Genomic DNA, 12,827 nt, shown 5'->3' with positions numbered 1-12,827 from the left:
CCGGCATGTGCAGCCTCGTCGCGCTCGCGTTCCTGATCCCTCTCGGGTTGAGCCTGCGCGGGCAGACGCGCGAGGAGGCGATCGCCGACGCGGCTCGACGCAGCGCGCTGGTCACCGGGGCGCTGGCGGTGAGCACGGACCCGGCGGTGGTGGAACGCGCCGTCGTGGCCAGCGGTGAGGGCGCGTCGACCCGGCCGGTGGTGCACGGGCTGGGGTTGGACGAGTCCGCCGGCCGCGCGAGTGGCAGCGACCTGGACCGGGCCCGCGCCGAGCGGCGCTCGCTGGTCACCGACGTCGACGGCGGGGTGGTCCGGCTCGACCCGGTGGTCCTCGGCGACCGGACGGCAGTGGTCGAGGTGTTCGTGCCGGACTCGACGTTGGGCGAGGGCGCCGGCGGCACCTGGCTGTTGCTGTTCGGGGTGGGCGCGGCGATGGCCGGCGCGGCGGTGCTGGTGGTCGACCGGGTGGCCGCCCGCGCGGTGGACGCCACCCGAGGTCTGGTCAAGGCCGCCCTGTCGATCGGCGACGGCGACTTGGGCGTACGCGTGGAGCCGACCGGCCCCCGTGAGCTGGCGGAGGCCGGGTACGCCTTCAACCGGATGGCGGACCGGCTGGACGCGGCGCGCACCGATGAGCGGGAGCTGGTGGCCGACCTGTCACACCGGCTGCGGACGCCGTTGACAGTGCTCCGGCTGGACGCGGAGGCGCTGGAGTCCGACGACACCAGCGTGGGCTCGTTCAGCCCGGCGGAGCTGGACCGGCTGCGGGGCATCCGGCGGATCCGGCAGGCGATCGTCACCCTCGAAGGTGAGATCGACGTGCTGATCAAGACCACCCGCAAGGCGGTGGCCCACGAGGCCGGGCCGGCCATGTGCGACGTCAGCGAGGTCGTCCGGGACCGGATGGTGTTCTGGGCGGCGCTCGCCGGTGACCAGAACCGGCCCCACCGGGTCAACGGCGCCCAGCTGCGCATCCCCGCGCCCGTGCCGCGCGCCGAGCTGGCCGCAGCGCTGGACGCGGTGATCGGCAACGTCTTCCGCTACACCCCGCAGGGAACGGCGTTCGAGGTGGCGGTGTCCCGCCGCGACGGGTATGTCGCGATCCGGATCGACGACGCCGGCCCGGGCATCGCCAACCCGGACCGGGCGCTACGGCGGGGCACCAGCGACCAGGGCTCCACCGGGCTCGGCCTGGACATTGCCAAGCGGGTGGCGTTGCAGGCCAACGGTTCGGTCAGCATCGACCGGGCCCGGCTGGGCGGCGCCAGCGTGGTGATGCTGCTCGCCGATCCGGAGGCGACGCCCCGGCAGGTCAACCGGTTCGGCCTCGTGGGTCGGATGGCGCGGGACGCCCGGGACCAGAAGACGACCGGCCGTCGCTGGCCCCGGCAGCGCCCCACCGACGACTGAGCGCCCCCGTGCCGGGCGACTGTCCATCGTCGACCGATCGGCCGACGGGGGCGCTCCGATCGGCTGAGCGGACCGGGGCTGTGCGGTGGCGCAAGTCTTCCTTAGATCGCGGTTAACGACTGCGGTCAGAGGCTTGCGGGCTGACAGGATCAGAGCACGAACCCACCAGTTCCACCGGCCAGCGCACCGCGCACCCACACCGGCCGGTGGAGCCGCGCGCGCGGCGGGAGTCTCAGGTCCCCCCACACCCACGCTCCCGCCGCGCGCCCCGCTCACCCGAGCGGCCCGGCCCGATCGGCGTCAGCCGGCGCTGGCGAGGTACGCGTCGATCTCGGCGGTGATCCGCTGCTTGCCGGCCGGGTCCATGAAGGACGCGGTCACCGCGTTGCGGGCCAGTGCGGCAAGCTCCCCCGGGCCCGCCCCGAGCAGCCGGGCGGCCACCGCGTACTCGTCGTTGAGTGTGGTGCCGAACATCGGCGGGTCGTCGGAGTTGATGGTGACGAGCAGCCCGGCCTCGACCAGCCGGGGCAGCGGGTGCTCGTCGAGGTTGGCCACGGCCCGGGTCCGGACGTTGGACGTCGGGCAGATCTCCATGCCGATCTGCCGCTCGGCCAGGTGCGCGAGCAGCTCCGGGTCCTGGGCTGCGGAGATGCCGTGGCCGATCCGCTCGGCGCCCAGCTCGTTCAGCGCGTCCCAGACGGTCTGCGGGCCGGTGGTCTCGCCCGCGTGCGGCACCGAGTGGAGCCCGGCGGCGCGGGCCTGGTCGAAGAAGGGCCGGAACTGCGGCCGGGGCACGCCGATCTCGGGGCCGCCGAGACCGAAGCTGATGAGCCCGTCGGGGCGCTCGTCGAGCGCGATGCGCAGCGTCTCCTCGGCCGCCGGCAGGCCGGCCTCGCCGGGGATGTCGAAACACCAGCGCAGTTCGAGGCCGAAGTCGGCGGCGGCGCGCTTGCGGGCGTCCTCGATCGCCTCGCAGAACGCCGGCGCGGGGATGCCCCGGCGTACGTGCGAGTACGGGGTGATGGTCAGCTCCGCGTAGCGGACCTGCTGGCGGGCCAGCTCCCGGGCCACCTCGTGGGTGAGGAGCCAGACGTCCTCCGGGTCGCGGATGAGGTCGACGACGCTCAGGTAGACCTCGACGAAGTGGGCGAAGTCGCGGAACTCGAAGTAGCTGGCGAGGGCCGCCGGGTCGGCCGGGACGGGCGAGCGACCCTCGTGCCGGGCGGCCAGCTCGGCGACGATGTGGGGGGAGGCGGAGCCGACGTGGTGCACGTGCAGCTCCACCTTGGGCAGGCCGGCGATGAAGGTGGTCAGGTCGGTCACGGGTTCTCCTGGGCATGAGCGCCGGTGCGGGCGACGACGAAGACGCGGCGGAACGGGAAGGACACCTGGCCGTGCCGCACCGGGTACGCGGCGGCGAGCCGTACGCCCAGCTCGGCCCGGAAGGCCGACCAGCCGGCGGCGTCCAGGGCGGCCCGGACGGGGCGCAGCGCGGTGCCCTCCATCCAGGCGAGCACCGGGTGGTCGGCGGCGGGTTCGGCCGGCAGCAGGTGCACGTACGTAGTCTCCCAGGCGTCCACCGCGCAGCCGGCGGCGGTCAGCAGCTCAGCGTAGTCGGCTGGGTCGTCGACCGGGTGGGCGCGCAGTAGCGATGCCAGCTCGGCACGCCAGGCGGGGCGGCCGGCGACCTCGCGCAGCGCCCGGTGCGACGGGGCGTCGAAGTTGCCGGGGACCTGCATGGCGAGCCAGGCGCCGGCGGGCAGGTCGGCGGCCCAGTGGCGCAGCAGCTCCTGGTGCCCGGGCACCCACTGCAGGGCCGCGTTGGTGACCACCACGTCCTCGTCGCCGGCCGGGCGCCAGTTCCGCAGGTCGGCGACGGCGAACTCGACAGGTGTCGGCAGGGCCCGCGCCCGGTCGATCATCTCCGGCGCGGAGTCGAGGCCGACGATCCGGGCGTCCGGCCAGCGCTCGGCGAGGGTCGCGGTGAGTTGGCCGGGGCCGCAGCCGAGGTCGACCACCGTGCGGGGCCGGACGGCCGGGACCCGGGCCAGCAGGTCGTAGAACGGCCGGGAGCGCTCGTCGCCGTAGCGCAGGTACGTCGTCGGATCCCACATCTCCGCCTCCAAACCGTACGTCCGTCTTGTTTACGGTACGGCTCGCGTGGCAGGCCGGCAACCCGATCACTAGGCTCGGGGTATGGAACAGCGCAGCTTCAACCGGCTCGGCCGGACCGTCGGAGTGGTTGGCCTGGGCGCCTGGCAGCTCGGCGCCGACTGGGGCACGGTCAGCGAGGCCGACGCCATGGGCGTGCTCGACGCCGCCGTGGACGCCGGAGTCACCTTTCTGGACACCGCCGACGTGTACGGCGACGGCCGCAGCGAGCAGTTGATCGGCCGCTTCCTGCGCTCCCGGTCCGACGCCGGCCTGACCGTCGCCACCAAGATGGGCCGGCGCGTCGAGCAGCGGCCGGAGGCGTACACCCTGGCCAACTTCCGGCAGTGGACCGACAGGTCCCGGGCCAACCTCGGCATGGACACCCTGGACCTGGTCCAGCTGCACTGCCCGCCGACCGCCGTCTTCGCCGACGACACCGTCTTCGACGCGCTGGACACCCTCGTCGCCGAGAAGGCCATCGCGGGGTACGGGGTCAGCGTGGAGACCTGCGACCAGGCACTCACTGCGATCGCCCGGCCCGGCGTGGCCAGCGTCCAGATCATCCTCAACGCCGTCCGGCACAAGCCGCTGGAGCAGGTGCTGCCGGCGGCCGCGCAGGCCGGGGTCGGCATCATCGCCCGGGTGCCGCTGGCCAGCGGCCTGCTCTCCGGCCGCTACGACGAGAACACCCAGTTCCCGGCCGACGACCACCGCAACTTCAACCGCCAGGGCGCGGCGTTCGACGTCGGCGAGACGTTCTCCGGCGTCGACTACGCGCAGGGGCTCGCGGCCGTGCGCCGGCTCGCGCCGCTCGTCGACGCCGACCGCACGATGGCGCAGTTCGCGCTGCGGTGGGTGCTGGACCAGGCCGGCGTCACAGTCGTCATCCCCGGCGCCCGCGACGCCGAGCAGGCCCGGCGCAACGCCGCGGCGGCCGACCTGCCGCCGCTCACGGCCGCGCAACTGGCCGGGGTACGCGAGGTCTACGACGAGCTGATCCGCCCGCAGGTGCACGACCGGTGGTGAACCGCCCACCCCTGGTGCTCGCGTCGCACCGCCGCGACGGCGATGCTGGGGGCCTCGGGCGGTGTGCCGCCCGATCTCCGAAGGAGGGCGCGCGATGAGAGGTTGGCTGACACTCACCCTCGGCCTGCTGGCCGTGGTGATCGGTGCGGTGTGGACGGTGCAGGGCCTCGGCTACGTCGGCGGCAGCGCGATGACCGACGAGCGGCTCTGGGCGGTGATCGGTCCGATCGTGGCCCTGGCCGGGTTGGTCGTGCTCTGGCTGGGCCTGCGCTCGCGCCGTCGACTCTGACGAGAAGAATGTGGGAAGCCCCGCATCCCGGAAGGGATACGGGGCTTCATCGCAACGACCCCTGGCCGGGTCGTCCACTGACCGGCGGGGGCCGGCCACCCTCGTCAGAGGGGACGGACCTGCTCGGCCTGCGGGCCCTTCTGACCCTGGGCGATCTCGAACTCCACTCGCTGGTTCTCCTCCAGCGTGCGGTAGCCGCTGGTCTGGATGGCCGAGAAGTGGACGAACACGTCAGCACCCCCGCCGTCGACGGTGATGAAGCCGAAGCCCTTGTCAGCGTTGAACCACTTCACGGTTCCCTGCGCCATGTGTATCTCCTTCTAAAACTGGCGGCCGTGCACGCCGTGCGGCCGATTGGCCGTTTTCGAGCAGCGGCGTCTGAGGCGGCCCCCACGAAGGGAACTTCTCTCAACCCACGCCATCTCGCAACAGCGTGGAACAGCAAATCACGTACGCAAAAAGTCTGCACGACCTGTCCGACGAATTTCTCCGACATGTGACCTGACGGATGCCCGAGATCGCTGGGCGGCGTGCGGAGCCATGCGAAAGGCCCCCTTCCCGTCGATGGGTAAGGGGGCCCGACGTCGATGTCGGTCAGTCCGGCCAGTGGCCGGTCATCCGGCGGACGCCAACCGCTCCACCCCGGTCCACTGCGGCCCGGACCACCGCGAAGATGGCCCCCTGCAACGCCGCGGCGGCCAGGATCTCGCCCCAACGGCGGTCCTCGTCGGTGGCGTTGGGCGCCTCGCCGTCGCCCGCCGTGACCTTCCAGACCTGCCGGAAGATCGCGCCGGCCACCGTACCCGCGGCGATACCCAACAACACGCCGACCGGCCGGTACGCGACCCTGCCGATGCTCTTGCTCACCTACGCCTCCCCCGCACGATCATCAGAACCACCACGGTGGCCACCGCGCCGGCGGCGATCGCCGCCCACGGCACCGGGTTGCGTCGTACCAGCTCGCTCTTCTCGCGGACCAGGCCGCCCTTGTCGTACGCCTGGGCGCGTGCCATCCCCGCGCCGCGGGCGGCCTGCCCGCGGACCCGGGCCATGGTCTGCGCCGCCTGCTCGCGCATCCGCTCCCGCGCCTGGTCGGCGGACTCCTTCAGGCGGGCCTTGACGTCCGCCTTGGCGGCCAGCGCCTCCATCGTCTCGCCCAGCTCGACCCGGGTGCGGCGGATCTCCTCGCGCAGGGCCTCGGTGTCGCCCGTCCCGTTGCCCGTCATGCCCGACCCCTGTCCTTCACCGCGGCGGCGACGGTGTCCACATCAGCCCGGAGGCTGCGGACCGCTGCCGCCGGCATCGGCGGGACCGCACGGCTGACCTGATTCTTTCCCACCAGCGCGAGAATGCCGGCAACCAGGAAGAGAGCCACCGCGACGATCAGGGCGGCGGCCCAGGCGGGCAGCACCAGGTCGAGCAGCAGGATCGCCGTGACGACCAGCGCGCCCAGGCCGTAGAACGCCAGCGCGCCGCCGCCGCCGAACAGGCCGATCCCGATGCCGGCGTGCTTGCCCTTCTGGGTCAACTCCGCCCGGGCCAGCGCCAGTTCGTCCCGTACCAGACGGGAGACCTGTTCGGTGGCCCGCTGCACCAGCTCGGCGGTGGAGGGCTCGCTCCCATTGCGGGATGTGCGGGCATTTGCCACGTCAGCCATGCTGTCCTCCTTTCCTCATCACCGCGCTGTATGCCCGGAGTTGCCGCCCGTCAATCCTAGAGCGCCCCGGGTCGGCGACAGTTCCTGTTGTCCGGTTGCCGCGCCGATCGCCGACAGAGATGCCCGGCAGCAGGTCCCCCGCCAACGCCAACCCAAACCTCCCCACCCACCCCCCTTTGACGGTGATCAAGAGGTTTGCGTCAGGAGTGGCACCTTTACTGACGCAAACCTCTTGATCACCGGAAGGGGTCAGCGGTGGGCGGGCAGCGGGTGGGGGGTCAGCGGGACGGGGTGGCGGGAGTGGGACTGGGGGTGGGGGTCTCGTCGGGGCCGACGAAGGCTTCGCTGCGGGCGTCGCCGTCGTCGCTTCCGCCGAAGACGCGCGCGTCGTCGGGGGCCTCGGTGCCGCCCGGACGTCGGGTCGGCCGCCGGGGCTGCACCCACTGCCACGGCAGGTTGCTGCTGGCGTCGCCCAGCTCGGTACGCATCCGCGGCATCGCGGTGGGCCGGTTGTCCCGGATCCAGGCAACCAGGTGCTCGCGGACGAGGCAGCGCAGGTCCCACAGGCTGCCCGCGTCGGCGGCGCTGACCAGCGCGCGCACCCTTACCGTCCCGCCGGTGGCGTCGGTGACCTGCAGGACGCAGACCCGGCCGTCCCACAGCTCGGTGCCCTCGACCAGCCGGCGCAGCTCCTCCCGCATGGTCTGCACCGGCACGGCCCAGTCGACGTCGAACTCGGCGGTGCCGAGCACTGCCGCCTCGGTCCGGGTCCAGTTCTGGAAGGGCTTGCTGGTGAAGTACGAGGTGGGCAGGATCAGCCGCCGGTCGTCCCAGATCTGGACCACCACGTAGCTCAGGGTCAGCTCCTCGATCCGGCCCCACTCCCCCTCGACGACCACCACGTCGTCGAGGCGGACCGCGTCGCTGAAGGCGAGTTGCAGCCCGGCGAAGACGTTGCCGAGCAGGCTCTGGGCGGCCAGCGCGGCCACCACACCGACCACACCGGCGGAGGTCAGCACGCCGGCGCCGATGCCGCGCACGCTCGGGAACGTCATCAGCATCACGCCGACGGTCAGGATGACGATCACCGCGATGGTCAGCCGCCGCAGCATCACCACCTGGGTCCGCACCCGTCGGGCGTGCCGGTTGTTCGGCACGTCGACGCGGAACCGGGCGAGCGCGGTGTCCTCCACGACGACGAGCAACGCCGCCACCAGCCAGGCCGCGCTGGCGATCACGCAGAGCACCAGCAGGTGCAGCAGCAGCCGCCGCCAGCTCTCACCGACGGCGTACCCGGTGCTGAAGCGGACGGCGAACTGCACCGCGAGCACCGTGGCGGCGACCTGGAACGGGCGGTGCGCGTGGTCGGTCAACTCGGTCATCAACAGCGAGCGCCGACCGAACCGTCGGGTGAGCCGGTGGATGACCTCGACCAGGAAAAGGGCGACCGCCGCCGCGGCGAGCGCGGCGACGGCCGTTTCGAGATAGCTCTGCACGAGTGGGGCGCTTCCCTTCGACCCGGGGGGCGGTACTTCGGGCAAAAGCCCAATAGTGCCGCACGTCCCCGGTATCGACCAGCTCAGACCTTGCGGTACCGGGACTGGAGGAAGCAGTAGACGCCGAAGCAGGCGATGCCCAGGGCGACCAGGGTCAGCAGGGCCGTGCCGTACGACTGCTCGCGCAGCGTGCGCAGGGCAGCGTCCAGGCCGCGGGCCTTCTCCGGGTCGTAGTTGACCGCGGCCACGATGACCAGCAGGCCGGCGATACCGTACGCGACGCCCTTGGCGACGTAGCCGGCGATGCCGAGGCGACGGGCCAACTTGCGGGTCTGCGGGCTCATCTCGCCGGTCTTCAGGTGCTTCTCGAACGTCTTCTTCAGCCCGTAGATCACCAGGCCGACACCGATCGCGGCGACCACCAGTCCGGCCAGGCCGACCAGCCAGCGGCCCCCGGTGGAGGTCATCAGCTTGCCGGTCAGCGCCTCCTGACTGTCGGCGCTGTTGGAGCCGGCGTCGGAGAAGACCTTGAACGCGGTCCAGGCGAAGTAGAGGTAGACGATGGTCCGGCCGGCCGAGGCGAGCCGTTCGGTGACCCGCTCCCGGCCCCGCTCGGCGCGGTGCCCGACCGCCGCCTCCAGCCCCTGCCAGATCGCCATGGCGAGCAGGCCGACCGCGGTGGCGATGACCAGGAACTTGCCCAGTGGCTGCGCGGCGAGCGTCCGCAGCGCGCCGGACTGGTCGCCGTCGTCGGACGACGTGCCGAACGCGATCTGCAGGGCCAACCAGGCGAAGAGCAGGTGGACGATGCCGTAGCCGATGAAGCCGGCCCGGGCGAGGAGTTCCAGCCACCGGCTGTCCGCCGTGCGGGAGGCGGTGGCTTCGGCGCTACGGGTGAGTGACATGCTGCCACAATCTCCGATTTCGACGATTCCCAAACGTCGGCCACCGCCGCCCGCCAGGTCAGTTGCCCGGGTTGCGGGAAACGCGGATCTTGACCTGCTGGTCGGTGACGCTGTCGACGGTGACCGCGAAGCCGCCGGCCTCGGTGGCCTGCTGGCCGGTGGTGAGGGTGAGCTGCTCGCCGGCGACCTCGACGGTCACCTGGTCGCCCTCGGCCCCGACGAGCTTGGCCTCGACGCCCAGGATCGTGGCGCTCGCGTCGACACCCCGCTCGAAGGTGACGGTGCAGGCGTCCAGCCCACAGTCGGTGGAGGCGCCCTGGGAGCTGCAACCGGCGAGCACGGCGAGGCCGAGCGCGAGACCGGCGAACAGGCCGGCGGCGCGGCGGACGGGGGGCAGGCCGATGGTGGTGGGTCGGTTCGTCACCTAGCCAAGGGTACGAGACGTCTGCGACGCCCAGCCGGGAGCGAGCGCGCAACGCACCCCGGCTAGGGTCCCGACATGGCCTTCGACATCGCCCGTACCCGGGCCGCCTATCCCGCCCTGACCGAGGGCTTCATCCACTTCGACGGCGCCGGGGGCACCCAGACCGCGGCCGGTGTGATCGACGCGGTCACCGACGTCATGCGTACGGCCATCGGCAACCGCAGCGCCGCGTTCGAGCCGGGCCGCCGCTCGCTGGAGGTGGTGGCGGCGGCCCGTCAGGCGGTCGCCGACCTGCTCGGCGCCGAGCCGGACGGAGTGGTGCTGGGCCCGAGCGCGACCGCGCTGACGTACACCCTGGCCCGCACGCTCGGCGCTGGTTGGCGGCCCGGCGACGAGGTGGTGGTGTCCCGGCTCGACCACGACGCCAACGTGCGCCCGTGGGTGCAGGCCGCCGAGGCGGCCGGCGCGACGGTGCGCTGGGCCGAGTTCGACAGGCACACCGGCGAGCTGCCCACCGGTCAGTACACCGACCTGGTCGGCGAGCGGACCCGGCTGGTCGCGGTGACCGCCGGCAGCAACGCCATCGGCACCGTGCCGGACGTGCCGGCGATCGCCAAGATCGCGCACTCCGTGGGGGCGCTGGTCTGCGTCGACGGAGTCCACTCGGTTCCGCACGGGCCGACCGACCTGGCGTCGCTCGGCGCGGACGTGCTGGTCACCAGCGCGTACAAGTGGTCCGGGCCGCACCTGGCCGCGATGGTGGCCGACCCGGCCCGGTGGGCGGCGCTGCGCCCGGCGAAGCTGGTGCCGTCCTCGGACGCGGTGCCGGACCGCTTCGAGTACGGCACGCCGAGCTTCGCGCTGCTGGCCGGCGTGACCGCCGCGGTGGACCACCTCGCCGGGCTGGACCCGGACGCGGTAGGTGACCGCCGGGCGCGGCTGCGGGCCGGACTGGCCGCCGCGCAGGCGCACGAGGAGGCGCTGTTGGACCGGCTGCTCGCCGGTCTCGCCGCGCGGCCCGCGATCACCGTCTACGGCTCGCCGGCGCGGCGCTGCCCGACGGTCTCCTTCCGGGTCGCCGGGATGTCGCCGGTGGCGACCCAGCAGGCGCTGGGCGAGGCCGGGTTCTGCCTGTCGTCCGGTGACTACTACGCCTACGAGTACTTCCAGACGCTGGGTCTGCGCGACAGCGGCGGCGCGGTGCGGGCCAGCATCTACCACTACAACACGGCGGACGAGGTGGACCGGTTGCTGGCCGAACTCGACGCGGTGGCCGACCGGACGGGGACAATGGCCCGGTGAGCACCCTCGTCGAGGACAACCCCGCCAAGAACCGCTTCGAGATCCTGGTCGACGACGCGCTGGCCGGCTTCACCGCGTACGTGCCCCGCGGGGAGGTGCTGGTCTTCACCCACACCGAGGTGGACCGCGCCTTCCAGGGCAAGGGCGTCGGCGGCGCGTTGATCCGGGGCACCCTGGATCAGGTGCGTGCCCGCGGCGGCCGGGTGGTGCCGCAGTGCCCGTTCGTGGCGGCGTTCATCGACAAGCACCCCGAGTACGCCGACCTGGTCGCCGAGCAGCCGTAACCCGACCGGTCACCCGGGGGTCAGCGGGCCCGGCCGGTCAGCGCCTCGGCGGCGGCCTGCCCGCTGGCCCGGGTGGCGCCGTGGGTGGCCAGGTGCACCGCCCCGGTGACCAGCTCGGGCACGCCCAGCTCGACCACCACCGCGTCGGGCCGGGCGCTGAGCGCACGCCGCACCGCCGCGCGCATCCACTCGTGCCGGTGCAGGTCACGCACCACCAGAACGAGGGGGCGGTCCCCGGCTGCGGCGCCCGGGTCGGCGGGCACGTCGGGCTCGGCGTGGCGGACCGTCGTCGTGCCGGGCAGCAGCTCGCCCAGCGGTTCCCCGATGCCCCACGGGGTCTCCGCGCCGATGGCGATGTTGCGTGGCGGCTCGAACTCGACCACGTACGCGGCGCGGGTCAGCGGCAGCGCGCTCGGCGCGTCCGGGCCGGTGGTGATCCGCACGGCACGACGGGCCGCGACCAGCCCGACATCCGAGGCCCCGTGGACGGCGCCCGAGCGGGCGGCGCGGGCGGCCACCGTCCAGGCGGCGAGCTGACCGACCCGTTTGGCGGCCTCGGCGAGGCGTTCCTCGGGCAGCTCACCGGCGACGACGGCGGCCACGATGGCGTCGCGCAGCTCCCGGGCCGCCCCTTCGTCGGCCCGCTCACCACCGACGCAGATCGCGTCGGCCCCGGCGGCGAGCGCCCGCACCGCCGCGCCGGCGAAGCCGTACCGGTCGGCGACCGCGCGCATCTCCACCGCGTCGGTCACCACCACGCCGGAGAAGCCCATCTCGTCGCGGAGCAGCCCGCCCAGGATGCGCTGGCTCAGCGTGGCCGGCAGCCGCTCGTCGAGCGCTGGCACCAGCAGGTGACCGGTCATCACCGCCTGCACGCCGGCTGCCACGGCGGCGCGGAACGGCGCCAGCTCGCAGGCGTCCAGACGGGCCCGGTCGGCGGTGATCCGGGGCAGGTCGTGGTGGGAGTCGACGCGGGTGTCACCGTGCCCGGGGAAGTGCTTGGCGCAGGCGGCCACGCCGCCGCGCTGCAACCCGCTGATCCAGGCGGCGGTGTGCCGCGCGACGAGCGCCGGGTCGGCCCCGAACGACCGGACGCCGATCACCGGGTTGGCCGGGTTGGAGTTGACGTCGGCGTCGGGCGCGTAGTCGAGGGTCACCCCGGCCGCCGCCAGCTCGATGCCCAGGTCGAGGGCGACCGCCTCGGTCAGCGCCGGGTCGTCGACCGCGCCGAGGGCGAAGTTGCCCGGTCGGGAGCTGCCCCGGCCGGATTCGATGCGGGTGACGTCGCCGGCCTCCTCGTCGATCGCCACGATGACGTCCGGCCGCTCGGCGCGCAGCGTGGCGGTCAGCGCCGCCACCTGGGCGGTGTCGACGACGTTGCGGGCGAAGAGCACCACCGAGCCGAGCCCCTCGCCGAGCCAGCGGCACACCCAGGGTGGCGGCGTGGTGCCGACGAACCCGGGTTGCAGGACGGCGGCGGCCAGTGCCGGAAGGTGCCCGGCGGGCGCGGTCACGCCGTGGTCCCGAAACGCTCGACGTCGGTCGCGGGCGCCGTGGCGCCGACCCGCTGGTTGCGCTCGCTCATGCGGCCCCCGTACCCCATCTCTCGCGCGCCCTCGGCGCACCGCCACCGGCAGGCGGTGCTGCCATGGTCACACCGAGCGATTCAATAGTCAATAAACCTTACAGTTGCCCGGCGGCACCGTTCCCGGGGAGAGTGCGGGGATGGATCCCGCCCTGCTGGCCGACGCCACGAGCCCGGCCGACATCCCCGGCGTACGCCTGCTCGGCCTGGTGGTCGGCGCCCTGCTCCTGCTCGCGGCGATCCGGGCGATGTTCGGCCGACGGTGACCTGGCGTCGCCGCGCCCGAACCGGTGTGT

The 12,827-nt window shown here is 73.3% G+C and carries 16 protein-coding genes; 6 read left to right on the top strand and 10 right to left on the bottom strand.

What is annotated here, in order from left to right:
* The first annotated feature begins 5 nt into the window (after positions 1-5).
* Positions 6-1,409 (top strand): HAMP domain-containing sensor histidine kinase, encoded by a 1,404-nt coding sequence (locus tag ACLQ27_RS22980; protein ID WP_234589339.1) that lies wholly within the window; start codon positions 6-8, stop codon positions 1,407-1,409.
* 300 nt (positions 1,410-1,709) lie between these two features.
* Here the strand turns inward: ACLQ27_RS22980 and ACLQ27_RS22975 are convergent, their stop codons facing one another.
* Together ACLQ27_RS22975 and ACLQ27_RS22970 are read right to left on the bottom strand one after the other, a co-directional pair.
* Positions 1,710-2,732: an adenosine deaminase gene (locus ACLQ27_RS22975; RefSeq protein WP_425868551.1), complete on the bottom strand. Its 1,023-nt coding sequence runs from the start codon at positions 2,730-2,732 to the stop codon at positions 1,710-1,712.
* Complete coding sequence (locus tag ACLQ27_RS22970; protein WP_425868550.1) at positions 2,729-3,523, bottom strand: trans-aconitate 2-methyltransferase; 795 nt, start codon at positions 3,521-3,523, stop codon at positions 2,729-2,731. Before ACLQ27_RS22970 ends, ACLQ27_RS22975 begins: the two co-directional genes overlap by 4 nt.
* 82 nt (positions 3,524-3,605) lie before the next feature.
* On the opposite strand from ACLQ27_RS22970, the gene ACLQ27_RS22965 reads away from it, so the two are divergent.
* On the top strand, positions 3,606-4,589 hold the full coding sequence (locus ACLQ27_RS22965) for an aldo/keto reductase (protein ID WP_425868549.1): 984 nt from the start codon (positions 3,606-3,608) through the stop codon (positions 4,587-4,589).
* 94 nt (positions 4,590-4,683) lie between these two features.
* A complete protein-coding gene (locus ACLQ27_RS22960; protein WP_234589346.1) occupies positions 4,684-4,878 on the top strand; it encodes a hypothetical protein in 195 nt (64 codons plus the stop codon).
* A 104-nt stretch (positions 4,879-4,982) separates the two neighbouring features.
* Here ACLQ27_RS22960 and ACLQ27_RS22955 read toward each other — a convergent pair whose 3' ends face one another.
* The 7 genes from ACLQ27_RS22955 to ACLQ27_RS22925 all read right to left on the bottom strand — a co-directional run bounded on the left by ACLQ27_RS22955 (position 4,983) and on the right by ACLQ27_RS22925 (position 9,360).
* Positions 4,983-5,186 carry a cold-shock protein gene (locus tag ACLQ27_RS22955; protein WP_011905669.1) on the bottom strand — a complete coding sequence of 68 codons (204 nt, stop codon included), beginning with the start codon at positions 5,184-5,186 and terminating at the stop codon, positions 4,983-4,985.
* A gap of 286 nt (positions 5,187-5,472) precedes the next feature.
* Positions 5,473-5,745 (bottom strand): DUF4235 domain-containing protein, encoded by a 273-nt coding sequence (locus ACLQ27_RS22950; protein ID WP_234589348.1) that lies wholly within the window; start codon positions 5,743-5,745, stop codon positions 5,473-5,475.
* On the bottom strand, positions 5,742-6,104 hold the full coding sequence (locus ACLQ27_RS22945) for a DUF3618 domain-containing protein (protein ID WP_357497504.1): 363 nt from the start codon (positions 6,102-6,104) through the stop codon (positions 5,742-5,744). Before ACLQ27_RS22945 ends, ACLQ27_RS22950 begins: the two co-directional genes overlap by 4 nt.
* Complete coding sequence (locus ACLQ27_RS22940) at positions 6,101-6,535, bottom strand: phage holin family protein (RefSeq protein ID WP_234589353.1); 435 nt, start codon at positions 6,533-6,535, stop codon at positions 6,101-6,103. The genes ACLQ27_RS22945 and ACLQ27_RS22940 overlap by 4 nt, the downstream gene beginning before the upstream one ends.
* Before the next feature lie 278 nt (positions 6,536-6,813).
* Entirely contained in the window at positions 6,814-8,031 is a 1,218-nt protein-coding gene (locus tag ACLQ27_RS22935; RefSeq protein WP_357497501.1) for a mechanosensitive ion channel family protein, read from the bottom strand.
* An 83-nt stretch (positions 8,032-8,114) separates the two neighbouring features.
* A complete protein-coding gene (locus tag ACLQ27_RS22930; protein WP_234589361.1) occupies positions 8,115-8,936 on the bottom strand; it encodes a DUF1206 domain-containing protein in 822 nt (273 codons plus the stop codon).
* A gap of 58 nt (positions 8,937-8,994) precedes the next feature.
* A complete protein-coding gene (locus tag ACLQ27_RS22925; protein WP_234589362.1) occupies positions 8,995-9,360 on the bottom strand; it encodes a hypothetical protein in 366 nt (121 codons plus the stop codon).
* A 75-nt stretch (positions 9,361-9,435) separates the two neighbouring features.
* Here ACLQ27_RS22925 and ACLQ27_RS22920 point away from each other — a divergent pair, with 75 nt between their 5' ends.
* A complete protein-coding gene (locus ACLQ27_RS22920; RefSeq protein ID WP_425868546.1) occupies positions 9,436-10,662 on the top strand; it encodes a cysteine desulfurase-like protein in 1,227 nt (408 codons plus the stop codon).
* Positions 10,659-10,946, top strand: coding sequence for a GNAT family N-acetyltransferase (locus ACLQ27_RS22915; RefSeq protein ID WP_357575648.1), 288 nt, complete (start codon positions 10,659-10,661; stop codon positions 10,944-10,946). Before ACLQ27_RS22920 ends, ACLQ27_RS22915 begins: the two co-directional genes overlap by 4 nt.
* A 20-nt stretch (positions 10,947-10,966) precedes the next feature.
* Here the strand turns inward: ACLQ27_RS22915 and ACLQ27_RS22910 are convergent, their stop codons facing one another.
* Positions 10,967-12,460 (bottom strand): glycoside hydrolase family 3 protein, encoded by a 1,494-nt coding sequence (locus tag ACLQ27_RS22910; protein WP_425868545.1) that lies wholly within the window; start codon positions 12,458-12,460, stop codon positions 10,967-10,969.
* A 211-nt stretch (positions 12,461-12,671) separates the two neighbouring features.
* Between ACLQ27_RS22910 and ACLQ27_RS22905 the strand changes: the two genes are divergently transcribed.
* Positions 12,672-12,797, top strand: a complete 126-nt coding sequence (locus ACLQ27_RS22905; RefSeq protein WP_255421242.1) for a hypothetical protein — start codon at positions 12,672-12,674, stop codon at positions 12,795-12,797.
* The last annotated feature ends 30 nt before the right edge of the window (positions 12,798-12,827 follow it).

This window comes from Micromonospora sp. DT63 (genome assembly GCF_049841615.1).
GTDB lineage: Bacteria > Actinomycetota > Actinomycetes > Mycobacteriales > Micromonosporaceae > Micromonospora.
Note: the sequence above shows the minus strand (reverse complement) of the source record. Positions and strands in the feature narration are given on the sequence as shown.

Coding starts and splice junctions, on each gene's coding strand:
- ACLQ27_RS22980 (WP_234589339.1), top strand. CDS start 6: ATGTGCAGCCTCGTCGCGCTCGCGTTCCTGATCCCTCTCGGGTTGAGC.
- ACLQ27_RS22970 (WP_425868550.1), bottom strand. CDS start 3,523: ATGTGGGATCCGACGACGTACCTGCGCTACGGCGACGAGCGCTCCCGG.
- ACLQ27_RS22965 (WP_425868549.1), top strand. CDS start 3,606: ATGGAACAGCGCAGCTTCAACCGGCTCGGCCGGACCGTCGGAGTGGTT.
- ACLQ27_RS22960 (WP_234589346.1), top strand. CDS start 4,684: ATGAGAGGTTGGCTGACACTCACCCTCGGCCTGCTGGCCGTGGTGATC.
- ACLQ27_RS22955 (WP_011905669.1), bottom strand. CDS start 5,186: ATGGCGCAGGGAACCGTGAAGTGGTTCAACGCTGACAAGGGCTTCGGC.
- ACLQ27_RS22945 (WP_357497504.1), bottom strand. CDS start 6,104: ATGACGGGCAACGGGACGGGCGACACCGAGGCCCTGCGCGAGGAGATC.
- ACLQ27_RS22940 (WP_234589353.1), bottom strand. CDS start 6,535: ATGGCTGACGTGGCAAATGCCCGCACATCCCGCAATGGGAGCGAGCCC.
- ACLQ27_RS22930 (WP_234589361.1), bottom strand. CDS start 8,936: ATGTCACTCACCCGTAGCGCCGAAGCCACCGCCTCCCGCACGGCGGAC.
- ACLQ27_RS22920 (WP_425868546.1), top strand. CDS start 9,436: ATGGCCTTCGACATCGCCCGTACCCGGGCCGCCTATCCCGCCCTGACC.
- ACLQ27_RS22905 (WP_255421242.1), top strand. CDS start 12,672: ATGGATCCCGCCCTGCTGGCCGACGCCACGAGCCCGGCCGACATCCCC.